We start from the raw sequence: 24,117 nt of genomic DNA on the forward strand, positions 1-24,117 counted from the left end.
TGCGGCCCCTCAGTACGCTCCGCGACCGTCGACGACGGCGCGGAGGGTACGGCCCATGACGTCGACGTCACTGGTGAAGGACCAGTTGTCGACGTACTGCAGGTCGAGCTGGATCGTCTCGTCCCAGGACAGGTCGGAGCGTCCGCTGATCTGCCAGAGTCCGGTCATGCCCGGCCGCACGGTGAGCCGGCGCAGCTCGACCTCGTCGTACTGGGCCACCTCCTCCGGCAGCGGCGGGCGCGGGCCGACGAGCGACATGTGCCCGCTCAGCACGTTGAACAGCTGGGGCAGTTCGTCCATGGAGGTGCGGCGCAGCAGCCGGCCCACCCGGGTCACCCGGGGGTCGCGGCGGATCTTGAACATCAGGCCGTCGTTCTCGTTGGCCCCGGACAGCTCGTTCTTGAGCCGGTCCGCGTCCACGACCATGGTGCGGAACTTCCACATGACGAACGGCACCCCGTCGCGCCCGATGCGCCGCTGGCGGTAGAACGCCGGGCCGCGCGAGCCGAGCCGGATCGCCAGGACGATGCCGAGGAAGACCGGGGAGAGCAGCAGCAGTCCGAGCGCGGCCCCCGCGCGGTCGAGGACCGACTTGAGCAGGGTCTGGACGCCGCGGCTCACCGGCGGAGCCACCCGCAGTACGGCGAGCCCGCCCGCGGACAGCGTCTCCAGCCGCTTGACGGAGACCTCCACGAGGCCGGGGAAGACGGCGAGTTCGAGGCCCGCGTCGTGCAGCGCCCAGGCGACCCTGCGCAGCCGCTCCCCCGCGATCCGCGCGCCGGGGGCGACCAGCACCAGGTCGGCGTGGTGGCTGCGGACGGCGCCGAGCACCGCGGCGGAGTCCGCGTTCGGGGCCTCGGGCGCGGCGGCGTCGAGCCGGGCCGCGACGGGCACCCCGCCCTCGAGCGGGCCGGGGCCGACCGGCACCACTCCGACGACGACGTACGGGTGGTCGGTGCGCGCGGCCAGGTGCTCGATGACGGACTCGGCGGCGCCGGGTTCACCGACCAGCAGGACCCGGCTGACGGCGTGCGCCTCGCGGCGGGCCGCCGAGAGGTGACGGTAGGTCAGCTTGTGGCAGGCCACGGTGATGAGGAGGGCGGGCAGCAGGGCGCCGAGCGCGGACAGCCGGGGGGTGCTCTCACCGGTCACCACGCGGGCCACGGCCAGGACACCGATCAGAATCAGCCAGTCGTGTACGACGGGCAGCACACCGCGTGATTCTCCGAGGACGCGGGCCGCGTACCGCCGGCGCACCGCCTGCACGCCGGTCCATGCCAGGGCCGCGCCGAGGGCGCAGTACACCGGCCGGACCTGCTGCGCCGCATGGAAGACCAGCCCTACGGGGACCGCGGCGCCGAGGAAGTCGGCCGTGAGGGCAGCGGGCAGGTACCAACGGGCCTTGTCGCCGAGCCGCCTCGCCGGGGCGGCCGCGAGCCGTGCCGATTCGGCGGCTCCTGCGGCCAGTCTTTGCGCAGGAAAATGGACATGCCTCATGGGCCCCCCTGGCACGTGGTCTATGACAGTGGCGCGTGCCCATGGCTTCCCCTGGCGACGGACAACTGGCGCACCGGGAAACAGTACGACAAACACCCGTACGACAAATGCCGATTGCCGGAACGGGGCCTCTTGTTGCGCAAGTGTTAGCAACCGGTACCAACCGTTCCAGATATCGGGCCCCCCTTCGCACGCGAAGGTGAATGGTTCGGATACCGGATACGTCTCATCGGTCAACGAACCGTTTCCAGCCAACCTTTTGACGCGGCCCTGACATTGGAGCCGGCAGCTGGCACTCTTCGATCCGTTCTTCGCACCAGCCTGCTCTGCCCGGAGGCCCACCCAGCCGTCCGGAACCCCCCTTGCAGAAGGAGTCTGCGTTGAGTCACACCCCCCACAGGCGTGCCACCGCGGCCGGCGCTCTCGTTGCCGCCGCCGCACTGCTCGCCGTCGGCATCCAGGCCGGCACCGCCACCGCCGACGCCACCGCGTCGCAGGCACGCAACGCCGCTCAGCCCAACCCGGGTGCGGCCGCCGTCAATCTCAGCCCCTCCGAGCGTGCGACGCTCATAGCCGACGCCAACTCGACCACCGTCCAGGCGGCCAAGGCCCTCGGCCTCGGCGAGCAGGAGAAGCTGGTCGTCCGGGACGTCGTCAAGGACGCCGACGGCACCACGCACACCACCTACGAGCGCACCTACGGCGGACTCCCCGTGCTCGGCGGCGACCTGACGGTCCATGCCAAGGCCGGCGTCACCAAGAGCATCACCAAGGCCACCAACCACGAGATCAAGGTCGCCGACACCACGGCCACGGTCACCCCGGCCGCCGCCGAGGGCCAGGCCGTCTCCGCGGCGAACGCCGAGGGCTCCAAGGACGCCAAGGCCTCCAAGACCGCCCGCAAGGTGATCTGGGCCGCCGAGGGCGCCCCCGTCCTCGCCTACGAGACCGTCGTGGGCGGCCTCCAGGACGACGGCACCCCGAGCGAGCTGCACGTGATCACCAACGCCAAGACCGGCGCGAAGATCACCCAGTGGCAGGCCATCGAGACCGGCACCGGCAACACCATGTACAGCGGCCAGGTCACGCTGGGCACCTCGCAGTCGGGCAGCAACTGGACGCTGACCGACGCCGCGCGCGGCGGCCACAAGACCTACAACCTCAACGGCGGCAGCTCCGGCACCGGCACCCTCTTCAGCAACACCACCAACATCTTCGGCAACGGCGCCGCCTCCAACAAGGAGACCGCCGGTGCGGATGCGCACTACGGTGCACAGCTGACGTGGGACTACTACAAGAACGTGCACGGCCGCAACGGCCTGCGCAACGACGGCGTGGCCCCGTACAGCCGGGTCCACTACGGCAACGCGTACGTGAACGCGTTCTGGGACGACTCCTGCTTCTGCATGACGTACGGCGACGGTACGAGCAACTCGCACCCGCTGACGTCCATCGACGTGGCCGCCCACGAGATGACCCACGGCCTCACCTCGGTCACCGGCAACATGACCTACAGCGGTGAGCCCGGCGGCCTGAACGAGGCGACCTCCGACATCATGGCGGCCGCCGTCGAGTTCTACGCCAACAACCCGCAGGACGTCGGCGACTACCTGGTCGGCGAGAAGATCGACATCAACGGCGACGGCACCCCGCTGCGCTACATGGACAAGCCGAGCAAGGACGGCGGCTCCAAGGACGCGTGGTACTCGGGCATCGGCGGCATCGACGTCCACTACTCCTCGGGCCCGGCCAACCACTGGTACTACCTGGCATCCGAGGGCTCCGGCGCCAAGGTCATCAACGGGGTGAGCTACAACTCGCCGACCTCCGACGGCCTCCCGGTCACCGCGATCGGCCGTGACGCCGCCTCGAAGATCTGGTTCCGCGCGCTGACGGTGGGCTACTTCAAGTCGAACACCAACTACGCGGCCGCCCGCACCGCGACCCTGCAGGCCGCTGCCGACCTGTACGGCGCCGGCTCGACCACGTACAACAACGTGGCCAACGCCTGGGCGGGCATCAACGTCGGTCCGCGCATCGTCAACGGCGTCTCGGTCACCCCGATCGCCAACCAGACCACCCAGATCAACACCGCTGTGAGCCTTCAGGTCCAGGCGACCAGCACCAACCCGGGTGCGCTGAGCTACGCGGCGACCGGCCTGCCGGCCGGCCTGTCGATCAACTCCTCGACCGGTCTGATCTCGGGCACGGCGACCACCGCGGGCACGTCCAACGTGACCGTGACGGTGACCGACTCGGCGAGCCAGACGGGCACGGCGGCCTTCACCTGGACCGTCGGCACGTCCCAGCAGAACGTGTTCGAGAACACGAACGACTACCAGATCGCGGACAACGCGACCGTCGAGTCACCGATCGCCGTGACCCGCACGGGCAACGCCCCGAGCACCCTCAAGGTGGACGTGAACATTGTCCACACCTACGTCGGTGACCTGCGGGTCGACCTGGTCGCCCCCGACGGCACCGTCTACAACCTGCGCAACCGCTCCGGCGGCAGCGCGGACAACATCGTCCAGAGCTTCACCGTGAACGCCTCGTCCGAGGTGGCCCAGGGCACCTGGAAGCTCCGCGTGGCGGACCTCGCCAGCCTGGACACCGGCTACATCAACAGCTGGAAGCTCACCTTCTGACCCCACCGGGGCAGGTGATGCGAAGCGGCTGACCCCATGAAGACGCGGGGCCGTCCGGGAGAGACCCTCCCGGACGGCCCTGTTCCATGTGGTGCCGGAGCCTTCGGGTCAGAAGGTCAGCCCACGTGCTTGAAGATGAAGTCGAAGAGGTCGTGCCCGTGCCCGCGGTGCTCGTCGCGGCCGCCGTGCTGCTTGCCGTGCTCCTCTTCCTGGCCGTGCTCCTGCTCCCGGCCGTGCTCTTCCTCCTGGCCGTGCTCCTCCTCCCGGCCCTGCTCCTGCTCCCGGCCGTGCTCCTCCTCCTGACCGTGCTCCTGTCGCGCCTGCTGCTGCTCCGGCCCGTCCATGGGCGCGCGGTGGGTGCGGCGGTCGTCGCGCCAGTCGTCACGGCGGTCGTCGTCATTGCGGACGTGGACCGGCACGAAAGTCGCCGAGAGGACCGCAACGTCGTGCACCGTGTCGCCCGGCTGCAGCTCCCGCTCCACCCGGCCGTTGCAGCCGTGGTTCGGGTAGAGCACGGCCCGTGATTCGGTGTCGTTGTGCACCGCCGTCGCGGGGCGGCTGCGCGAGGTGTCCGTCAGCTCGTAGCAGGTGTCGTTGTCCGCCGGCCGGATCTGCGCGCGCACGTCGTTGTCGATGATGTACTCCAGCCGGCCGAGGTCATCCTCGCCGCCGCCTGCCATCGACGGGCCGGCGGTGGGCAGGACGAGGGCAAGGGCACCGAGGAGCGCTGCGGCGGTGGGGCGAAGACGCATGGGGAGGCAGTCCGTTCTGTGGGCAATGAATGCCGGTCCGGTGGCATCCAGCGGGCAGCGTAGGAGCGCCCCCCTGCACCGAAACGATTCGGCATGCCCAGCGCGTGCGCGGGTTCACCCTCCTGGATCGGCGGCCTGCGCCCGTACGGTCCCACCCCGCGCCCTTCACGCGGACGCGCGTTCGGACTCCGGGGCGGCCGCGCCGGCCGGCCCCGCCGGAGCCGGTACGGGAGCCGCAGCCGCAGCCGGGACGGACGCCGGAGCCTGCGCCGCCGTGCGGACCAGGACGAACACCACGAGTGCGCCGGCCAGCCCCATCAGCCCGGAGACCAGGAACGTCCCCCGCAGCCCGCTCGCGAAGGCCTCCTCCACCCAGACCCGGGCGGCGGGCCCCGCGGCCAGCAGCTCCCCCGCCCGGCCGGAGGCCAGCGCCTCGGCGGCGGCGGGCCCCTGGCCGGAGCCGGCTAGCCCGTCCTTCAGCCCGGCCTGGAAGACCGCGCCGAGCACGGCGATGCCGAGCGCCATGCCCAGCTGCCGGGCGGTGTTGAGGGCCCCGCCGGCCATGCCCGCACGGGCCGGGGCCACGGCCCCCATCGCGGCGGCCGCCAGCGCCGGGGTTGCCATGCCCACACCGAAGCCGGTCACCACCAGCCCCGGGACCAGGGCCTGCCAGCCGTCCCCGGCATCCGTCATCCAGGCCTGGAGCAGTGCGCCCGACCCGATCAGCAGCAGCCCGCCGCCGATGGTCAGCCGCGCCGGAGCCCCGTGCAGCAGCCGCCCGGCCACCGCCGAGACGGCGAACGCGGCCAGGCTCAGCGGCACCAGCACCAGTCCGGCGGAGACCGGGCCCATCCCCTCGGCGGACTGCAGCCACAGGGAGACGTACATCAGGTACGAGAAGGCGGCGCCGGACAGCAGCAGCGCCCCGGCCATGACGCCGACGAAGGTGCGGCTGCGGAACAGCGAGAGGTCCAGCATCGGTCGGGAGCTGCGCAGTTCGACCAGGACGAAGGCGGCGATGGCGGCCGCACCGAGGCCGAACAGGCCGAGGGTGGCTCCGCCGGTCCAGCCGTTCTCGCCGACCCGGATCAGGGCGTAGGTGACGGCCGCCGCGCCGGTGGTGAAGGCGGCCATGCCGGGAAGGTCGAGCCCCTTGGCGCGCGGATCGCGGGACTCGGCGACCGCCCGCAGGGTCACGTACACGGCCAGGGCGCAGACCGGCAGGTTGATGAAGAAGATCCAGCGCCAGCCGAAGTGCTCGGTCAGCAGCCCGCCGATGATCGGTCCGGCCGCGGCGGCCGCGCCGTTGACCGCACCCCAGACGCCGAAGGCGATCCCGCGGTCGCGCCCCTGGTAGGCACTGCTGAGCAGGGCCATGGTGGTGGCGAACATCGCGGCGCCGCCGATGCCCTGGACGGCGCGGAAGGCGATCAGCGCGGCCGGTCCGGTGGCCAGCCCGCAGGCGAGGGAGGCGGCGGCGAAGAGCCCGAGCCCGCCGAGGTAGACGCTGCGGCGGCCGATCCGGTCGGCGAGGGAGCCGGCGCCGAGCAGCAGGGCGGCGAGGGCCAGGGCGTAGCCGTCCATGACCCACTGGAGTGCGGAGAAGGAAGTGTGCATGTCGGCGGTCATGTCGGGCAGGGCGACCATCACGATCGTGACGTCGACCAGGAGCATGAACGCCCCGAGGCACACCGCGGTCAGCGGGAGCCATTTACGCATGTGGGTTCTCCTCGGGGACCCGAAGGCCCGGCAGGGGCCGGCAGGGCCGGCAGGGGGTTGGCGGTGGCTCCAAACTCTCAGCCGCACGGCCGATCCCCCATCCACACGCCCCCGGCTGCCGGATTTCACCCATCGCGGCCCCTGTCATGATGGATTCCATGACCGCACCCGTAGAACTGGACGCCCTCGACAAGGGGCTGATGCAGGCCCTGATGCTCGACGGCCGGGCCCCCTTCAGCCGGATCGCCGAGGTGCTCGAGGTCTCCGACCAGACGGTGGTGCGCCGCTACCGCAGGCTGCGGACCTCGGGCCTGATCCGGGTGGTCGGGCTGCCGCTGGGCAGCCGCGTCGGCCTGTTCGAGTCCTGGCTGCGGGTGCAGTGCACGCCCGACGCCGCTCTCGCGGTGGCCGGGGCGCTGGCCCGGCGGCCGGACATCTCCTGGGTGAAACTCGGATCCGGCGGTACCGAGATCAGCTGTCTGACCAAGGCCCGCACCCGGCAGGACCGCGACGGCCTGCTGCTGGAGAAGCTCCCGCGCACCCGGCGGGTGACCGGGGTCAGCGCCCAGACCATCCTGCGGGTGCACACCCGGGGCTCAGCGGGGTGGTGCGGCCTGGACACCCTGCGGCCCGGGCAGGTCGCGGCGTTGACGCGGCCCCCCGTGGCGCCCGGGCAGGAGCGGTACACCCTGGACGAGTCCGAGCTCGCACTGCTGGCGGTGCTCGCCCAGGACGGCCGGGCGGGCTATCCCGAGCTGGCCCGCGCCTCCGGCCTGTCGGAGTCCACCGCGCGCCGCCGGCTGGACCGGCTGCGGGAGCTGCGGGCGCTGCACTTCGATCTGGAGCTCGTTCCGTCGACCCTGGGCTTCGAGGCGGAGGCGACGCTGATGCTGACCGCGGAGCCGGCTCGGCTGGCGGAGGCGGGCGCCGCGCTCGCCGGCCACCCGGAAGTGCCGTTCGCGGCCGCGGTGTCCGGCACGGCCAACCTGATGGCCACGGTGGTGTGCCGGGACACCGACGCGCTGTACACGTACCTGACCGAGCGGATCGGCTCGGTGCCCGGCATCCGGCACGTGGAGCTGATCCCGACCCTGCGCAACATCAAGCGGGCCGGGATGCTGGTGGAGGGCGGGCGGCTGGTGGACCCGCCGCCCGCCCCCTGACCGGGCCGTCTCCGACGGCCTAGCGCAGCACCACGCCGCCCCCCGCGCCCGTGTCACCGGCTGCGTCGGCCTCCACCGGGGCCGCGACCAGCCCCAGTTCGGCCGGCGTGGCCAGCAGCGGGTGCGCGGGCAGGATGCGCACGGTGTAGCCGTAGGGCCCCGTGCGGTCGAGGGCGAGCGGGCCCTCGTACATCCAGCGGCCCTCCAGGTCGGGCCCGGCGGCCGGCTTGAGCGGGAAGGTCCGCCCGTCGCGGATCACGTCGTGCGGATCCACCCGGCCGGCGACGGCCTGCACCTCCACGTCCTCGGGGGTGAGCGCGTCCAGCGCCACCCGTACCCGCAGCGTGAGGGTGGCCCCGAGCTCGGCGGTGCCGTTCACGGGAGCCGCGGCCAGCGCCTCCACGTGCTCGACGGCGACCCGCGGCCAGGCCGCCCGGACCCGGCCCTTCCACCAGGCCAGGTCCCGTGCCGCGTCCGGGTTCAGGGCCCGGTGGGCGCGCGCGGCCGGCACGTACAGCCGCTCCACGTACTCCCGCACCATGCGCCCCGCGAGCACCTTCGGCCCCAGCGAGACGAGGGTGCGCCGGACCATCTCGATCCACCGCACCGGCAGTCCGGTGCGGCCCACCCGGTCGTAGAACCGCGGCGCGACCCGGCCCTCGATCAACTCGTAGAGGGCGCCCGCCTCCAGGTCGTCGCGCCGGTCCTCGTCCGTCCCGAGCCCGTCGGCCGTCGGGATGGCCCAGCCGAAGTCCGGCTCGAACCACTCGTCCCACCAGCCGTCCAGCACGGACAGGTTGAGGCAGCCGTTGAGCGCCGCCTTCATCCCGCTCGTCCCGCAGGCCTCCAGCGGGCGCAGCGGGTTGTTCAGCCAGACGTCGCAGCCCGGGTAGAGCTTCTGCGCCATGGCCATGCCGTAGTCGGGCAGGAAGACGATCCGGTGCCGCACCCGCGGGTCGTCCGCGAACCGCACCAGCTCCTGCACGAGCCGCTTGCCCCCGTCGTCGGCCGGGTGCGCCTTGCCCGCGACGACGATCTGGACGGGCCGCTCGGGGTCGAGCAGCAGCCTGCGCAGCCGCTCGGGGTCGCGCAGCATCAGCGTGAGCCGCTTGTACGAGGGCACGCGCCGGGCGAACCCGATGGTGAGCACGTCCGGGTCGAGTACGGAGTCCACCCAGCCGAGTTCGGCTTCGGCGGCCCCGCGCTGGAGCCACGAGGCCCGCAGCCGGTCGCGCACCTCCTGCACCAGCTGCTCGCGCAGCCCGCGCCGCAGGTCCCAGATGTCCTGGTCGGCGATGTCGGCGACCGCGTCCCAGCGCTGGGAGCCGCCCACCGACAGGGCGTCCTCGGTCCGCCCGGCGCCGATCTGGCGGGCTCCGAGGCGGACGACCTCGGGGGCCACCCAGGTCGGGGCGTGCACACCGTTGGTCACGGAGGTGATGGGCACGTCGGCCGGGTCGAAGCCCGGCCAGAGCCCGGCGAACATGCCCCGGCTGACCGCCCCGTGCAGGGTCGAGACCCCGTTGGCGCGCTGGGCCAGGCGCAGGCCCATCACCGCCATGTTGAACACCCCGGGGTCGCCGCCGGGATAGGACTCGGCGCCCAGTTCCATGATCCGGTCGACCGGGAGGGCGGCCAGCTCCGCGCCGGGCCCGAAGTGCCGGGCGACCAGGGCCCGCTCGAAGCGGTCGATGCCGGCGGGGACCGGTGTGTGCGTGGTGAACACGGTCCCGGCGCGCACCGCCTCGACGGCGGCGTCGAAGCCGAGTCCCTGCTCCCCTTCCAGTTCCCTTATGCGTTCGAGTCCGAGGAACCCGGCGTGGCCCTCGTTCGTGTGGAACACCTCGGGGTCGGGGTGCCCGGCGATCCGGCAGTACGTGCGCACCGCGCGCACGCCTCCGATGCCGAGCAGCATCTCCTGGAGGAGGCGGTGGTCGCTGCCGCCTCCGTAGAGCCGGTCGGTCACCTCCCTGGCGCCGGCGTCGTTGTCCTCGACGTCGGAGTCCAGGAGCAGCAGCGGCACCCGGCCGACGCGGGCCTGCCAGATGTGCGCGTGCAGGGCCCGGCCGCCCGGCAGGCTCAGGGACACCCGGGCCGGTGCCCCGTCGGTGTCCCGCAGCAGGGACACGGGGAGCTCGTTGGGGTCGAGGACGGGATAGTGCTCCTGCTGCCAGCCGTCACGGGAAAGGGACTGGCGGAAGTACCCGTGCCGGTAAAGCAGTCCCACGCCGATCAGCGGGACGCCGAGGTCGCTGGCGGCCTTGAGGTGGTCCCCGGCGAGGATCCCGAGCCCGCCGGAGTACTGCGGCAGGGCGGCGGTGATCCCGAACTCGGGAGAGAAGTAGGCGATCCCGGCGGGCAGCTCGGGGCCGTTCTCATGGCTCTGGTACCACCTCCCGCCGTGGACGTAGTCGTCGAGGTCGGCGGCGACGACGGCGAGCCGGCGCAGGAAGCGCCGGTCGCCGGCCAGTTCCTCGAGCCGGGGGGCGGAGACTGCGCCGAGCAGCCGGACGGGATCGCCGCCGGCGGCCTGCCAGCCCTCGGGGTCGACGGATTGGAAGAGTTCACGGGTCTCGGCATGCCACGACCAGCGCAGATTGCGCGCGAGGTCGGCCAGCGGCAGCAATGGTTCCGGGAGAACGGGGCGCACGGTGAATCGACGGATAGCCTTCACACGTTCTACCTTCGCAGGCGATTGCGGATCGAAGCGGCCGCACCACGCTGTGCGTCCGCGCATCACCCCGGGAAGGCTAGCTTCCCCGCGCCCCGCCCTGCCACGGTGCCTCGTGCGCAGAACCCGGTCGCCCCCGTGCCCCGTGAGCCGTCCGTCCGGTCCGGGTCACCGGGAAGGGTGATGGGGCCCGCGGTGAGCGGAACCACCGTACGAGTGGCACGCAACGGGAATGTTCCCGGAAAAAAGACGAGGCGGATTCAGGACGTTCCGGCGGGCGCACCGGCACGCGAATCCACCGGGACGGGCCTCTTGACGCCTCCTCCGGAGAGCGCCGTCACTCCGGACATTCAGCTTTCACCACCCCAAATCACCGGTCACGGATGGTGCCTCTGGTGCTCGTGGGACGGAGGTGTCACGACGTACATCCGTTAGTCGTGACCGACTTGACTGAGCCTCAGCGGATGTCGGCCAGGGGCTTGGTCCGGGCCGCGTCACTACGTACGAGTAGTTAACCAAGAGCACTGATTGGGCGGGGCGAGAGTGGGCAGGGCTCCCCGCGTACACGCACGGCACCCCCGCCCTACCACCTCTCCCGCCACCCGAGTGAACGCGGACAGGAGCGGCCATGCCCGCAGCCCAGCCGTCTTCTGAGCGGCTAGAAACAGAGCGAACAGAGCGTGCACGACCAGCCGGTGCTCCGGCTGGGCTGTTGTCACCGAGCCCTGCGAACTGCCCCCAGGTGAGCCCATCATGATCGGTCGCATTCCCGTGCTGGACGTCCGCCCCGCCGTCGACTGCGGTGCCAGACCCGCCAAGGCGGTCGTGGACGAGGTCTTCGAGATCTCCGCCACCGTGTTCCGCGAGGGCCACGACGCCGTCGCCGCCCATGTCGTGCTCCGCGACCCGAGCGGGCGGCTGCGGCCCCCCGTGCCGATGCGCGAGCTGGCGCCCGGCACCGACCGGTGGGGGGCGCGGGTCTCCGCCGAGGTCGAGGGGAGGTGGACGTACACCGTCGAGGCCTGGAGCGACCCCGTCGCCACCTGGCAGGCCCACGCCGCCATCAAGATCCCCGCGGGGATCGACACCGGGCTGACCCTGCTCGAGGGCGCCGAGCTCTACGAGCGGGCCGGCTCCAGGATCCCGAAGAAGGACGGGCGCGAGCACGTGCTGGCCGCCGCCGAGGCGATGCGCGACGAGGACCGCGCGGTGTCGCTGCGCTACTCCGCCGCCCTCGCGCCCCCGGTGCAGGCCGCCCTCGCCCGGCGCCCGTACCGCGAGCTGGTCTCCGCCTCCAAGGCCCTGCCGCTGGTCGTGGAGCGCAAGCGGGCCCTCTTCGGCTCCTGGTACGAGATGTTCCCGCGCTCCGAGGGGGCCGTCGTCGAGCCCGGCGAGCAGCCCGTGAGCGGCACGTTCCGCAGCGCCGCCGACCGGCTGCCGGCCATCGCCGCGATGGGCTTCGACGTGGTGTACCTGCCACCGATCCACCCCATTGGGAGTACGTATCGCAAGGGGCCGAACAACACTCTTTCGGCTGGAAGTTGGGATCCCGGTGTGCCGTGGGCCATCGGCTCCACCGAGGGCGGCCACGACGCGGTCCACCCCGAGCTCGGCACGATCGAGGACTTCGACGCCTTCGTCGCCCGCGCCCGCGAGCTGCGCATGGAGATCGCGCTCGACTTCGCACTCCAGTGCTCCCCGGACCACCCGTGGGTGGAGAAGCACCCCGAGTGGTTCCGCCACCGGGCCGACGGGACGATCGCGTACGCGGAGAACCCGCCGAAGAAGTACCAGGACATCTACCCGATCCACTTCGACACCGACATGGCCGGGATCGTCGAGGAGACGGTCCGGATCCTGCGGTACTGGATGGACCACGGCGTCCGCATCTTCCGGGTGGACAATCCGCACACGAAGCCGGTCGTCTTCTGGCAGAAGGTGATCGCGGACATCAACAAGTCCGACCCCGACGTGATCTTCCTGGCGGAGGCCTTCACCCGGCCCGCCATGATGCGCGCGCTCGCCGCGATCGGCTTCCAGCAGTCGTACACGTACTTCACCTGGCGCAACACCAAGGCCGAGCTGACCGAGTACCTGACCGAGCTCGCGGACACCCGCTCCGCCGCCGTCATGCGGCCGAACTTCTTCGTCAACACGCCCGACATCCTCCACGAGTACCTCCAGCACGGCGGCCGTCCGGCCTTCGAGGTGCGCGCCGTCCTGGCCGCCACCCTCTCCCCCACCTGGGGCGTCTACGCCGGCTACGAGCTGTGCGAGAACACCCCGGTCCGGGAGGGCAGCGAGGAGTACCTGAACTCCGAGAAGTACGAGTTCCGGCCGCGCGACTGGGCGGCCGCGGACCGCGAGGGCCGCACCATCGCCCCGCTGATCACCGCCCTCAACCGGATGCGCCGCCGCAACCCGGCGCTCCAGCAGCTGCGCGACATCCATTTCCACACGACCGACAACGACCAGGTGATCGCCTATTCGAAGCATGCCGGCGCCAATTCCGTACTGGTGGTCGTCAACCTCGATCCGCACCACACCCAGGAGGCGACGGTCTCGTTGGACATGCCGGTACTCGGCCTCGACTGGCACGGGTCCCTCGCGGTGCGCGACGAGCTCACCGGCGAGACCTACCACTGGGGCAGGGCCAACTACGTGCGCCTGGAACCGGGCCGCACGCCCGCCCACGTACTGGCGGCCCTGCGACCGTCCCCGCCCACCGGAGGGTCACCCACCACATGATGATCAACGATCCCGTCCACGACACGTTCGAGGACACCCCCGCGAAGGACCGCGACCCCGACTGGTTCAAGCGGGCGGTCTTCTACGAGGTGCTCGTACGGTCCTTCCACGACAGCAACGGCGACGGCGTAGGGGACCTGAAGGGGCTCACCGCCAAGCTCGACTACCTCCAGTGGCTGGGCGTCGACTGCCTCTGGCTGCCGCCGTTCTTCGCCTCGCCGCTCCGCGACGGGGGCTACGACGTGGCCGACTACACCTCGGTGCTCCCCGAGTTCGGCGACCTCGCCGACTTCGTGGAGTTCGTGGACGCCGCGCACCAGCGCGGCATGCGGGTGATCATCGACTTCGTCATGAACCACACGAGCGACCAGCACGAGTGGTTCCAGCAGTCGCGCAAGGACCCGGACGGGCCCTACGGCGACTACTACATGTGGGCCGACAACGACAAGCAGTACCAGGACGCCCGCATCATCTTCATCGACACCGAGACCTCGAACTGGACGTACGACCCGGTCCGCAAGCAGTACTACTGGCACCGGTTCTTCTCGCACCAGCCCGACCTCAACTACGAGAACCCGGCCGTCGTGGAGGAGATCGTCTCCGCCCTCCGCTTCTGGCTGGACCTCGGGATCGACGGGTTCAGACTCGACGCGGTTCCCTACCTGTACGCGGAGGAGGGCACCAACTGCGAGAACCTGCCGCGCACCCACCAGCTCCTCAAGCGGGTCCGCGCCGAGATCGACGCGCACTACCCCGACACCGTGCTGCTCGCCGAGGCCAACCAGTGGCCCGAGGACGTCGTCGACTACTTCGGCGACTTCGCGAAGGGCGGGGACGAGTGCCACATGGCCTTCCACTTCCCCGTCATGCCGCGCATCTTCATGGCCGTGCGAAGAGAGTCGCGCTACCCCGTCTCCGAAATCCTGGCCAAGACCCCGGCGATCCCGGACCGCTGCCAGTGGGGCATCTTCCTGCGCAACCACGACGAGCTCACCCTCGAGATGGTCACCGACGAAGAGCGCGACTACATGTACGCCGAGTACGCCAAGGACCCGCGGATGCGGGCCAACATCGGCATCCGGCGCCGACTCGCCCCGCTCCTCGACAACGACCGCAACCAGATGGAGCTGTTCACCGCCCTGCTGCTGTCGCTGCCCGGTTCGCCGGTGCTCTACTACGGCGACGAGATCGGCATGGGCGACAACATCTGGCTCGGCGACCGCGACGGCGTCCGCACGCCGATGCAGTGGACCCCGGACCGCAACGCCGGTTTCTCCTCCTGCGATCCGGGCAGGCTGAACCTGCCGGTCATCATGGACCCGGTCTACGGGTACCAGGTCACCAGTGTCGAGGCCGCGATGGCATCGCCCTCGTCGCTGCTGCACTGGACCCGCAGGCTCATCGAGGTCCGCAAGGCGAACCCGGCCTTCGGCCTCGGCTCGTACACCGAACTGCCCTCGTCCAACCCGGCGGTGCTCGCCTTCCTGCGCGAGTACGGGGACGACCTGGTGCTGTGCGTGCACAACTTCTCGCGCTTCGCGCAGCCCACCGAGCTGGATCTGCGGTCGTTCAACGGGCGGGTCCCGGTGGAGCTCACGGGTGACGTGCGCTTCCCGCCGATCGGCGAGTGGCCGTACCTGCTCACGCTCGCGGGGCACGGCTTCTACTGGTTCCGCCTGCGCAACGAGTAGCCGCCGAGTACGGGGTGGGCGGCGCGAATGGGTCAATCGCCCGCCCCTGTACGGATCATCCTGACCCGACACTCGTACACCACCGGAGAAGCACTGACGCCATCCGGGACACTCTCCGCATTCTGTGACGGCCCGGGGAAAGGACGCGACGCCATGTCGGAGGCTGCATCCGCCGGGACGACGAGCACGACCGGACTCAGTCCGCTGGAGCCGATGCTGCGGGACTGGCTGCCGGTCCAGCGCTGGTTCGCCGGCAAGGGCCGGCGCATCGGCCGGCTCCGGATGATCTCGGCGGCCGATCTGCTGCCGCCGGGTTCCTCCCCACGGCTGGTCCACCTGCTCCTCGACGTCGACGGCGACTGCTACCAACTGCTGCTCGGCGTCCGCCCCGCGCTGCCGCCGGCCCTGGCGCCCGCCCTGATCGGGCGCGCCGAGCAGGGCCCGTACGCCGGCCAGTACGTGTACGAGGGTCTGGGTGACCCGCGGCTGGCGGCCCTGCTGCTGGAACGATTGCGCGCACCCGGCACCCTCGGCCCGCTGCGGTTCGACCGCGACCCGATGGCGCTGATCCCGGCGGCGCTCACCCCCCGGCCCCTGTCCGGGGAACAGACCAACTCCTCGCTGATCTACGGGGATTCGCACATCCTGAAGGTGTTCCGCCGGGTCGGCCCCGGGGTCAATCCGGACCTGGAGCTGCCCCGGGCGCTGGCCGCCGCCGGATGCGCCCGCGTGCCCGCGCCGGTCGCCTGGTACGAGGCCGAGCTGCCCGGCGCGGAGCCGCTGACCCTGGGCGTGCTCCAGCCCTATCTGCGCGGCTCCGACGACGGCTGGCAGCTCGCGCTGCGCCGGCTCGGCGCCGGGGCCGACTTCACCGCCGAGGCGCATGCGCTGGGCCGGGCCACCGCCGAGGTGCACAGTGCGCTCGCCGCCGCCCTGCCCACGGTCGCGCTGGGCCCGGAGCAGACCGCCCGGCTCGCCTCCGGGATGACGGCCCGGCTGGCGGCCACCGCCCGCGAGGTGCCCGCGCTGCGGCCCTACGAGGCCGGGCTGCGCGGGGCGTTCGACGCGCTGGCCGCCTCCCGCGGGGCCGGGGTGCCCGCCCAGCGGATCCACGGGGACCTGCACCTTGGCCAGACGCTGCGGACCGCCGACGGCAGCTGGGCGCTGATCGACTTCGAGGGCGAGCCGGCCCGGCCGCTGGCCGACCGCCGCCGCCCCGAACCCGCCGTGCGCGACATCGCCGGGATACTGCGCTCGTTCGACTACGCGGCCCGCTCCCACCGCCCCTTCGCCCCCGCCTGGGCGGACGCCTGCCGGGCCGCCTTCTGCGAGGGCTACGCCCGCACCACCGGCCGCGACCCGCGCGAGGACCCCGTACTGCTGCGCGCGTACGAGACCGACAAGGCGGTGTACGAAGCGCGTTACGAGTCCCGGCACCGCCCCGACTGGCTGCACGTCCCCATGGCCGCGATCCGGCGGCTCGCCTCCGGCACGGACCGGGGATTCGGCCGGGCGCTGCCGGGCCCGGGCTCCACAGCCCGCCCGGGGCAGTCCCACCGGCCCGGCCCCGGCCCCGCCGCGGGACCCGGCCCGGGCGCCGGGCCCGGCCCCGGCGAAGGCTTCTCCTCGCTCTCCCCCCACCCCCGCCCGCAGCCGCCTAGGAGGCCGCACACGTGAGCCCCGCCCGTCAGTCACCGTCCACCACCCCGCCGTCCGCGGCCCCGGCCAAGGCTCCGGCTCCGGCCGCCGCCCAGGGCCGCGGAGCACCGGCCGCGTCAGCGCCGCGCAAGGCCCAGACACCGCGCGCCCGGCGGGCTCCCGCGCACGGGGTGCGGCCGGCGCCCGCGCTCGGCGCCGAGGAACGGGCCCGGCTGCTGGAGGGCCGCCACCACGACCCACACGGGGTGCTGGGCGCCCGGACCCGGCGGGACGGGGTGGTCTTCCGTGTGCTGCGCCCGTACGCCAAGTCGGTCACGGTCGTCGCCAAGGGGCTGCGGGCCGAGCTCCTCGACGACGGCGACGGGCTGTTCTCGGGGCTGCTGCCGCTGACCGGCGTGCCGGACTACCGGCTGCTGGTCACGTACGACGGCGACGAGCTCGAGGTGCACGACCCGTACCGGTTCCTGCCCGCGGTCGGCGAGCTGGACCTGCACCTGATCGGCGAGGGCCGGCACGAGGAGCTGTGGAACGCGCTCGGGGCCCGCCCGATGGAGCACCAGGGCGTGGCCGGCACCCGGTTCACGGTGTGGGCGCCGAACGCCCAGGGGGTGCGGGTCACCGGGGACTTCTCGTACTGGAACCCGGTCGCGTACCCGATGCGCTCGCTGGGCGCCTCCGGGGTGTGGGAGCTGTTCCTGCCGGGGGTGGGCGAGGGCACGCTCTACAAGTACGACATCACCCGCCCGGACGGCAGCCACACCCTGCGCGCCGACCCGATGGCCCGGCACACGGAGGTCCCGCCGGCCACCGCCTCGGTGGTGACCGCGTCCCGGTACGAGTGGCAGGACGCGCAGTGGATGGCGCGGCGCGGCGCCCGCCCCACGCACCAGGCACCGTTCTCGGTGTACGAGGTGCACCTGGCGTCCTGGCGGCCGGGGCTCTCGTACCGGCAGCTGGCCGAGCAGCTCCCGCCGTACGTGAAGGAGCTCGGCTTCACGCACGTGGAGTTCATGCCGGTCGCCGAGCACCCCTTCGGCGGCTCGTGGGGCTACCAGGTCACCGGGTTCTACGCGCCGACGTCGAGAATGGGCAGCCCGGACGATTTCCGGATGCTGGTGGACGCGCTGCACCAGGCGGGGATCGGGGTGATCGTCGACTGGGTTCCCGCGCACTTCCCGCGCGACGAGTGGGCGCTCGCGGAGTTCGACGGGCGGCCGCTGTACGAGCACCACGACCCGCGGCGGGCCGCGCACCCGGACTGGGGGACGCTGGAGTTCGACTACGGCCGCAAGGAGGTCCGCAACTTCCTCGTCGCCAACGCCGTGTACTGGTGCCAGGAGTTCCACGTGGACGGGCTGCGGGTGGACGCGGTGGCCTCGATGCTCTACCTGGACTACTCGCGGGGCGAGGGCGAGTGGGCGCCGAACGAGCACGGCGGGCGGGAGAACTGGGACGCGGTGGCACTGCTCCAGGAGATGAACGCGACGGTGTACCGGCGCTGTCCGGGCGTGGTGACGATCGCGGAGGAGTCCACGGCCTGGGAGGGCGTGACCCGGCCGACGGACGCGGGCGGGCTCGGCTTCGGGCTGAAGTGGAACATGGGCTGGATGCACGACACCCTGCGGTACGCGACGAAGGATCCGGTGCACCGCAAGTACCACCACCACGACATGACGTTCGGGATGATCTACGCGTACAGCGAGAACTACGTGCTGCCGATCTCGCACGACGAGGTGGTGCACGGCAAGGGCTCGCTGGTGTCGAAGATCCCCGGGGACTGGTGGCAGCAGCGGGCCATACACCGCGCGTACCTGGGCTTCATGTGGGCCCACCCGGGCAAGCAACTGCTGTTCATGGGCCAGGAGTTCGCCCAGGGCTCGGAGTGGTCGGAGTCGCACGGGCCGGACTGGTGGCTGCTGGACTCCTCGTACTCGGCGGCCGGCGACCACCGGGGCGTACGCGACCTCGTGCGCGACCTGAACCACACGTACGCGGCGGCGCCCGCGCTGTGGGAGCAGGACACGGTGCCGGAGGGCTTCGCCTGGGTGGAAGCGGACGCGGTGGAGGACAACGTCTTCGCGTTCCTGCGCTACGCACAGGACGGCTCGCCGCTGCTGTGCGTGTCGAACTTCTCGCCGGTGGTGCGGCACGGCTACCGGATCGGCGTCCCGGAGGAGGTGCCGTGGTGGCGGGAGGTCCTGAACACGGACCTGGAGCAGTACGGCGGCAGCGGCGTGCGCCATCTGCAGCCCCTGCGGCCCGAGCCCGTGCCCGCGCAGGGCCGTCCGGCGAGCCTGCGCATGACCCTCCCGCCCCTGGCGACGGTCTGGCTCAGGCCGTGACGGCCATCTGCTTGACGGGCTCGCCATCGCGGAAGACGAGCAGGGTCGGCATGGACAGCACCCCGTACCGGACGACGGTGGCGGGGTTGCCGTCCGCGTCGATCTGCACGACCTTGAGGCGGTCGGCCTGCTCGGCGGCGACGGCGGACAGCACGGGCGCGAGCTGCCGGCAGGGCCCGCACCAGTCCGCGGTGAACTCCACGAGGACGGGCCGGCCCCGCTCGGCGAGCACCTCCGCCTCGAAGTCCAGGTCGGTCACTTCGGCGACACCCTTGGCGTGGATCATCTCTTCCCTTCCCCTTCTCACGGTCCGGTCATTTCACAGCGCGGCGACGCCGCCTCGCCGGCGGCCTCCTCGGCGGCGGTGAGCTGCCGCGCGACCTGCTCCCGTACGTCGGCCAGCTGGCCGATCAGCCCGTCGAGCTCGGCGAGCTTGCGCCGGTACACGGCCAGGGACGCGGGACAAGAGTCCCCCGCGGGATGGCCGGCGCGCAGGCAGTCGACGAACGGGCGGGTCTCCTCCAGCTCGAAGCCGAAGTCCTGGAGCATGCGGATCTGGCGCAGCAGCCGCAGGTCGTCCTCGTCGTAGGCGCGGTAGCCGTTGCCGGTGCGGCGCGCGGGCAGCAGTCCGCGCGACTCGTAGTACCGCAGGGTCCGCGTGGTGGTCCCCGCCTGCTCCGCCAGTTCGCCGATGCGCATGCGCCGACGGTAGTCCTTGACGCCGACGTCAAGGCAAGGAGCGGCTTCGGGGTGAGGGGTGGGGCCCTCGCCACCCCCGTATGCGAGGGCCCCCGACATGGATCACGCACCGGGCGGGAGCTCGGTTCAGGAGGGGGAGCGGGAGATCGCGTGGAGATCCGTGGAGATCGTGCGCAGGGGTATCGCAACGGCAGGGGGGAACCGTACGCTTGCCAATGGATCTAGAAACGATCCGATTACCGGACGGTCGCCGAGAAACCCGGCCAAAGCGTCGAACTCCATAGGACGTTCCTACGAGTTCTGGGCTTGTTTGAACGGTCTGTAGTCGCCGCCCCTTGGGCACTCCTACGGTGTGCCCTGTGCACTCCAGCCCTCCCTTCAATGCCCCCGCAGCGCGTCGCCTCCGCGCAGCCCTGGGCATGGCTCCCGGTCATGTCGCCTATGGCCTGCGTGCCCAGTACGGACTGATCGTCGAGCCCGAGACCGTGATGGCCTGGGAGCGTGGCGAGATATCGCCGAATTCCGCGGAGCTCACGGCGCTCGCGGGCGTGCTCTGGTGCGCCCCCGGCGAGCTGCTCGCGGAGCCCGTGACCTTGCGGGAGCACCGGATGGCCCGCGGCCTGGCCGCGGACGAGCTGGCCCGGCGGATCGGGCTGGAGACGACCGCATACCAGAAGATGGAGGACACCGGGCGCTGGAAGGGCAACGAACGGCAGTCCGTGGCCCTGGCGCAGGTGCTCGGGCTTTCGCTGGCCCAGTTCGTGGCGGCGACCGGCAAGCAGGACGAGCTCGCCGAGCTGCTGCGCAACGCGGTGACCACGCGCTGGCAGGCGTACGTGAAGCCGCTGGCCAAGCTGCTCCCGGTGCCGAAGCAGCACCTGGAGCCGGTGCTGGAGCGGCTGCACGCGGACTACCAGTCGAAGATGGTGGCCACCTTGAGCTGGGGCGGCGCCTCGGGCGCGGCCGGCGCGGGGGACGCCGGCCGGGAGTTCCTGGCCGACATCGTGGCCCACTTCTGGGCCTTCGCGGGCGGCGCCCGCTAGGGGGTGTCGTCGGCGGGGCGGGTCAGAAGACGGACTCGGCCTCGTACATGCGCTCCTCCGGGACCGTCTTCAGTTCGGTGACCGCCTGGGCCAGCGGGGCCATCACGATGTCGGTGCCGCGCAGGGCGGTCATGTTGCCGAAGTCGCCGCGGTGGACGGCCTCCACGGCGTGCCAGCCGAAGCGGGTGGCCAGGACCCGGTCGTACGCGGTGGGGACGCCGCCGCGCTGGACGTGGCCGAGGATGACGGGGCGGGCCTCCTTGCCGAGGCGGTGCTCCAGCTCGGTGGCGAGGCGGTTGCCGATGCCGGCGAAGCGCTCGTGGCCGTAGGCGTCGATCGCGCCGCGCTCGTACGGCATGGAGCCCTCGGCGGGGTGCGCGCCCTCGGCGACGCAGATGACGGCGAACTTCTTACCGCGGGAGAATCGTTCCTCCACCATCTTCACCAGGTCGTCCACCTCGAAGTGGCGCTCCGGCAGGCAGATCCCGTGGGCGCCGCCGGCCATGCCGGACTCCAGGGCGATCCAGCCCGCGTGCCGGCCCATGACCTCGACGACCATCACGCGCTGGTGCGATTCGGCGGTGGTCTTGAGGCGGTCGATGGCCTCGGTGGCGACCATGACGGCGGTGTCGAAACCGAAGGTGCGGTCGGTGGAGGAGATGTCGTTGTCGATGGTCTTCGGCACGCCGACGACCGGCATCCCGGCGTCCGACAGCATCCGGGCGGCGGTCAGGGTGCCCTCGCCGCCGATCGGAATGAGGGCGTCGATACCGTAGCGCGTCGCCAATTCCTGCGCGTTCTCGGCGGCTTCGTGCAGCCGTGCGCGCTCCATGCGGGCCGAGCCGAGGATGGTGCCGCCGCGGGCGAGGATGCCGCTGACGGCGTTGATGTCGAGGGGCCGGTGGTGGCCGTCCAGGAGGCCCTTGAAGCCGTCCTCGAAGCCGATGACTTCGTCGCCGTGGCCGACCACGGCGCGGTGCACGACCGAACGGATGACAGCGTTCAGGCCCGGGCAGTCGCCGCCTGCGGTGAGAACTCCGATACGCATCGTGCTGTGTCTCCTGCTCCTGGTCGTACCGGGCCGTACGCGTGCGGGCGGACAGCCGTACATCTGAAGGGCGTATTGGTGAAGCCCTGTCCGATTGTTCCACGGGCCGGGGATGCGGCGCGTCCTGTGGCGCTCCGCCGACCAGGCCTTTCGGCCCCTCCCGCCAGACCTTTCCCGGCGGGCGCCCTATCTGCCCGCCGAGGTATTGTCAAGAGGTCAAGGCCACCCCATCGGGGGAATTCGACTCGGATCCGCCCGCCGGCCCGGCGGGCGGCACCCACATCCAGACCATGGGACGGAGAGCACGCGTGACGCGCAGCGTGTACGTGACCGGTATCGATCGGGGGGACGGCCGGCAGGTCGTCGAGCTGGGGATCATGGAGCTGCTGACCCGGCAGACGGCGCGGGTCGGCGTCTACCGCCCGTTGCTGCACGACGGACCGGACCGGCTCTTCGACCTCCTCAAGGCCCGCTACCGGATCGACCAGGACGCCCGGGCGGCGTACGGCATGGAGTACCACGAGGCCTCCGCCATCCTGGCCGAGAAGGGCACCGACGAGCTCGTCTCCCGCCTGGTGGACGGCTACCACCGGGTGGCCCGCGACTACGAGGTCATGCTCGTCCTCGGCACCGACTACGCCGATACGAACCTCCCCGACGAGCTGGCGCTGAACGCCCGCCTCGCCAACGAGCTGGGGGCCGTGATGGTGCCCGTCGTCGGCGGCACCAAGCAGCCCGCCGAGGCCGTGCGCGCCGAGGCCCAGAGCGCGTTCCGCGCGTACGAGAGCCTGGGCTGCCACGTCGTCGCGATGGTGGTCAACCGGGTGGCCGCCGAGGACCGGGACGCCATAGCCGAGCGGCTGGCCGCCCGCCTGCCGGTCCCCTGCTACGTACTGCCGGACGACAAGTCGCTCTCCGCCCCGACCGTCGCCCAGATCACCCGGGCGCTCGGCGGCGAGGTGCTCCTCGGCGACGACGCCGGGCTGGCCCGCGACGCCGTGGACTTCGTCTTCGGCGGCGCCATGCTGCCGAACTTCCTGAACGCCCTGACCCCCGGCTGCCTGGTCGTCACCCCCGGGGACCGTGCAGACCTAGTCATCGGAGCGCTGGCCGCGCACGCCTCCGGCACCCCGCCGATCGCCGGTGTGCTGCTGACGCTGAACGAGCGTCCGGGCCCCGACATCCTGACGCTGGCCTCGAAGCTGGCGCCGGGCACCCCGGTGGTCTCGGTGGCCGGCAACAGCTTCCCGACGGCCGCCGAACTGTTCTCGCTGCAGAGCCGGTTGAACTCCGCGACCCCGCGCAAGCTGGAGACCGCGCTCGGCCTGTTCGAGCGGCACGTGGACACCGCCGAGCTGCGCGGGCTGCTGTCGGTGGCCCGCTCCGAGCGCGTCACGCCGATGATGTTCGAGCACGAGCTGCTGGAGCGGGCCCGCTCCGAGCGCCGCCGCGTGGTGCTGCCCGAGGGCGGCGAGGAGCGCGTGCTGCGTGCCGCGGACGTGGTGCTGCGCCGCGGGGTCTGTGACCTGACCCTGCTCGGCGAGGAGCAGGCGATCCTGAAGAAGGCCGCCGCCCTGGGCGTCGACATCTCCGGCGCCCAGCTCATCGACCCGGCGACCTCCCCGCTGCGGGAACGTTTCGCCGAGTTCTACGCCCAGGCCCGCGCCCACAAGGGCATGACCGTCGAGCTGGCCCTCGACGTGGTCACCGACGTCAACTACTTCGGCACCCTGATGGTCCAGGAAGGTCTCGCCGACGGCATGGTCTCGGGCTCGGTGCACTCCACCGCCGCGACCATCCGGCCCGCGTTCGAGATCATCAAGACGAAGCCCGACGCCTCGATCGTCTCCTCGGTCTTCTTCATGTGCCTCGCCGACCAGGTCCTCGTCTACGGCGACTGCGCGGTCAACCCGGACCCGGGCGCCGAGCAGCTCGCCGACATCGCCATCCAGTCGGCGGCGACCGCGGCCGCCTTCGGCGTCGAGCCGCGGATCGCGATGCTCTCGTACTCGACCGGCACCTCGGGCTCCGGCGCGGACGTGGACAAGGTCCGCAAGGCCACCGAGATCGTCCGTGAGCAGCGCCCCGACCTGGCCGTCGAGGGCCCGATCCAGTACGACGCGGCCGTGGAGCCCTCGGTCGCCGCGACCAAGCTGCCCGGTTCCGACGTGGCCGGCCGGGCGAGCGTGCTGATCTTCCCCGACCTCAACACGGGCAACAACACGTACAAGGCCGTACAGCGCTCGGCGGGCGCCGTCGCGGTCGGCCCGGTGCTCCAGGGGCTGCGCAAGCCGGTCAACGACCTCTCGCGCGGCGCGCTGGTGCAGGACATCGTCACCACCGTGGCGATCACCGCGATCCAGGCACAGGGTGCGCCGGCCCCCACCGCCTGACCCCCGCACAGCCCGCCCGGCCCAGCCGCCGAGCCCTCACCCCG

15 protein-coding genes are annotated in these 24,117 nt (G+C 71.9%); 8 read left to right on the forward strand and 7 right to left on the reverse strand.

Annotated elements, in window-relative coordinates; genetic code table 11:
* Window positions 1-9: 9 nt before the first annotated feature.
* On the reverse strand, window positions 10-1,497 hold the full coding sequence (locus AB5J51_RS14005) for a sugar transferase (RefSeq protein WP_133896838.1): 1,488 nt from the start codon (window positions 1,495-1,497) through the stop codon (window positions 10-12).
* A gap of 380 nt (window positions 1,498-1,877) precedes the next feature.
* Between AB5J51_RS14005 and AB5J51_RS14010 the strand changes: the two genes are divergently transcribed.
* On the forward strand, window positions 1,878-4,145 hold the full coding sequence (locus AB5J51_RS14010; protein WP_136226156.1) for a M4 family metallopeptidase: 2,268 nt from the start codon (window positions 1,878-1,880) through the stop codon (window positions 4,143-4,145).
* 116 nt (window positions 4,146-4,261) lie between these two features.
* Here the strand turns inward: AB5J51_RS14010 and AB5J51_RS14015 are convergent, their stop codons facing one another.
* Window positions 4,262-4,897: a hypothetical protein gene (locus AB5J51_RS14015; protein ID WP_136226155.1), complete on the reverse strand. Its 636-nt coding sequence runs from the start codon at window positions 4,895-4,897 to the stop codon at window positions 4,262-4,264.
* A 165-nt stretch (window positions 4,898-5,062) separates the two neighbouring features.
* On the reverse strand, window positions 5,063-6,616 hold the full coding sequence (locus AB5J51_RS14020) for a DHA2 family efflux MFS transporter permease subunit (RefSeq protein ID WP_369777811.1): 1,554 nt from the start codon (window positions 6,614-6,616) through the stop codon (window positions 5,063-5,065).
* Window positions 6,617-6,774: 158 nt separating this feature from the next.
* On the opposite strand from AB5J51_RS14020, the gene AB5J51_RS14025 reads away from it, so the two are divergent.
* Window positions 6,775-7,779, forward strand: a complete 1,005-nt coding sequence (locus tag AB5J51_RS14025; protein WP_369777812.1) for an Lrp/AsnC family transcriptional regulator — start codon at window positions 6,775-6,777, stop codon at window positions 7,777-7,779.
* Window positions 7,780-7,798: 19 nt separating this feature from the next.
* Here AB5J51_RS14025 and glgP read toward each other — a convergent pair whose 3' ends face one another.
* The gene (glgP, locus tag AB5J51_RS14030) at window positions 7,799-10,453 is read right to left on the reverse strand and encodes an alpha-glucan family phosphorylase (RefSeq protein ID WP_053784739.1); all 2,655 of its coding nucleotides are present in this window, start codon (window positions 10,451-10,453) and stop codon (window positions 7,799-7,801) included.
* A 750-nt stretch (window positions 10,454-11,203) separates the two neighbouring features.
* Here glgP and AB5J51_RS14035 point away from each other — a divergent pair.
* The 4 genes from AB5J51_RS14035 (at window position 11,204) to glgB (ending at window position 18,890) form a co-directional block, all read left to right on the forward strand.
* Window positions 11,204-13,198 carry a maltotransferase domain-containing protein gene (locus AB5J51_RS14035; RefSeq protein WP_369777813.1) on the forward strand — a complete coding sequence of 665 codons (1,995 nt, stop codon included), beginning with the start codon at window positions 11,204-11,206 and terminating at the stop codon, window positions 13,196-13,198.
* Window positions 13,195-14,889, forward strand: a complete 1,695-nt coding sequence (gene treS / locus AB5J51_RS14040; protein WP_053784738.1) for a maltose alpha-D-glucosyltransferase — start codon at window positions 13,195-13,197, stop codon at window positions 14,887-14,889. The genes AB5J51_RS14035 and treS overlap by 4 nt, the downstream gene beginning before the upstream one ends.
* A gap of 153 nt (window positions 14,890-15,042) precedes the next feature.
* A complete protein-coding gene (locus tag AB5J51_RS14045; RefSeq protein WP_369777814.1) occupies window positions 15,043-16,566 on the forward strand; it encodes a phosphotransferase in 1,524 nt (507 codons plus the stop codon).
* Entirely contained in the window at window positions 16,563-18,890 is a 2,328-nt protein-coding gene (glgB, locus tag AB5J51_RS14050; protein WP_369777815.1) for a 1,4-alpha-glucan branching enzyme, read from the forward strand. Before AB5J51_RS14045 ends, glgB begins: the two co-directional genes overlap by 4 nt.
* Here glgB and AB5J51_RS14055 read toward each other — a convergent pair.
* On the reverse strand, window positions 18,880-19,176 hold the full coding sequence (locus AB5J51_RS14055) for a thioredoxin family protein (protein WP_369777816.1): 297 nt from the start codon (window positions 19,174-19,176) through the stop codon (window positions 18,880-18,882). The two genes, glgB and AB5J51_RS14055, sit on opposite strands and share 11 nt — an antisense overlap.
* A 17-nt stretch (window positions 19,177-19,193) precedes the next feature.
* Entirely contained in the window at window positions 19,194-19,589 is a 396-nt protein-coding gene (locus AB5J51_RS14060; RefSeq protein ID WP_369777817.1) for a MerR family transcriptional regulator, read from the reverse strand.
* A 359-nt stretch (window positions 19,590-19,948) separates the two neighbouring features.
* Between AB5J51_RS14060 and AB5J51_RS14065 the strand changes: the two genes are divergently transcribed.
* Window positions 19,949-20,632 (forward strand): helix-turn-helix transcriptional regulator, encoded by a 684-nt coding sequence (locus AB5J51_RS14065; protein ID WP_199920433.1) that lies wholly within the window; start codon window positions 19,949-19,951, stop codon window positions 20,630-20,632.
* A 22-nt stretch (window positions 20,633-20,654) separates the two neighbouring features.
* On the opposite strand, the gene AB5J51_RS14070 is transcribed toward AB5J51_RS14065, so the two are convergent.
* Window positions 20,655-21,680, reverse strand: a complete 1,026-nt coding sequence (locus AB5J51_RS14070; RefSeq protein ID WP_053784734.1) for an ATP-dependent 6-phosphofructokinase — start codon at window positions 21,678-21,680, stop codon at window positions 20,655-20,657.
* 308 nt (window positions 21,681-21,988) lie between these two features.
* On the opposite strand from AB5J51_RS14070, the gene pta reads away from it, so the two are divergent.
* A complete protein-coding gene (gene pta, locus AB5J51_RS14075; RefSeq protein ID WP_136226149.1) occupies window positions 21,989-24,073 on the forward strand; it encodes a phosphate acetyltransferase in 2,085 nt (694 codons plus the stop codon).
* The last annotated feature ends 44 nt before the right edge of the window (window positions 24,074-24,117 follow it).

The sequence above is a fragment of the Streptomyces sp. R33 genome, from assembly GCF_041200175.1.
Taxonomy (GTDB): domain Bacteria; phylum Actinomycetota; class Actinomycetes; order Streptomycetales; family Streptomycetaceae; genus Streptomyces; species Streptomyces katrae_B.

What these genes read in the sequence shown, in the direction of transcription:
- AB5J51_RS14020 (WP_369777811.1), bottom strand. Translation starts at nt 6,616, where the DNA reads ATGCGTAAATGGCTCCCGCTGACCGCGGTGTGCCTCGGGGCGTTCATG.
- AB5J51_RS14025 (WP_369777812.1), top strand. Translation starts at nt 6,775, where the DNA reads ATGACCGCACCCGTAGAACTGGACGCCCTCGACAAGGGGCTGATGCAG.
- treS (WP_053784738.1), top strand. Translation starts at nt 13,195, where the DNA reads ATGATGATCAACGATCCCGTCCACGACACGTTCGAGGACACCCCCGCG.
- AB5J51_RS14035 (WP_369777813.1), top strand. Translation starts at nt 11,204, where the DNA reads ATGATCGGTCGCATTCCCGTGCTGGACGTCCGCCCCGCCGTCGACTGC.
- AB5J51_RS14070 (WP_053784734.1), bottom strand. Translation starts at nt 21,680, where the DNA reads ATGCGTATCGGAGTTCTCACCGCAGGCGGCGACTGCCCGGGCCTGAAC.
- AB5J51_RS14060 (WP_369777817.1), bottom strand. Translation starts at nt 19,589, where the DNA reads ATGCGCATCGGCGAACTGGCGGAGCAGGCGGGGACCACCACGCGGACC.
- AB5J51_RS14015 (WP_136226155.1), bottom strand. Translation starts at nt 4,897, where the DNA reads ATGCGTCTTCGCCCCACCGCCGCAGCGCTCCTCGGTGCCCTTGCCCTC.
- AB5J51_RS14045 (WP_369777814.1), top strand. Translation starts at nt 15,043, where the DNA reads ATGTCGGAGGCTGCATCCGCCGGGACGACGAGCACGACCGGACTCAGT.
- AB5J51_RS14055 (WP_369777816.1), bottom strand. Translation starts at nt 19,176, where the DNA reads ATGATCCACGCCAAGGGTGTCGCCGAAGTGACCGACCTGGACTTCGAG.
- AB5J51_RS14005 (WP_133896838.1), bottom strand. Translation starts at nt 1,497, where the DNA reads ATGAGGCATGTCCATTTTCCTGCGCAAAGACTGGCCGCAGGAGCCGCC.